The sequence below is a fragment of the Mesorhizobium sp. CNPSo 4670 genome, from assembly GCF_057784235.1.
Window position 1 is genome coordinate 1 of the sequence record NZ_JBWJFQ010000077.1, and the last position, 701, is coordinate 701.

Below are 701 nucleotides of genomic sequence, written 5' to 3' on the forward strand. Positions count from 1 at the left end.
AAGGACGTCGAGCAGATCCTGCAGGATTCCGGCGTCATCATCCAGCCGTTCTGGCAGAAGCTCTACTGCCACATGAGCAAGAAGGTGAAGAACTACGGAATGCACCAGACCTACGAAATGGACTTCCAGAACGTTTGGCTGGACGCCTGATTTAACTCCCGAGACTTGCAAGCAAATGCCGCCGGCACCTATGACAAAAGGTGCCGGCGGCCCGTAAATCACTGACAAGCAATTGGCGCAGGCAAAATGTCCGACGACGAGATCATCCTTTCCGAACTTTCCGACGACGAGTTGGTGCAACAGATGCACGACGATCTCTATGACGGGCTGAAGGAAGAGATCGAGGAAGGCACCAACATCCTGCTCGAGCGCGGCTGGGCGCCTTACAAGGTGCTGACCGAGGCGCTGGTCGAAGGCATGCGCATCGTCGGCGAGGATTTTCGCGACGGCATCCTGTTCGTTCCCGAAGTGCTGTTGTCGGCCAATGCGATGAAGGCCGGCATGTTCATCCTGCGTCCGCTGCTTGCCGCCACCGGCGCGCCGAAGCAAGGCAAGATGGTCATCGGCACCGTCAAGGGCGACATCCACGACATCGGCAAGAACCTCGTCGGCATGATGATGGAAGGTGCCGGCTTCGACGTCATCGACCTCGGCATCAACAATGCGGTCGAGAAGTATCTCGATGCTATCGAGCAGCACCA

1 protein-coding gene is annotated in these 701 nt (G+C 57.5%); it reads left to right on the forward strand.

What is annotated here, in order from left to right; genetic code table 11:
• Positions 1-246: 246 nt before the first annotated feature.
• Positions 247-701 (forward strand): B12-binding domain-containing protein (locus AC0ZT5_RS35160; protein WP_488500166.1); only part of this gene is annotated, 455 nt, incomplete at its 3' end.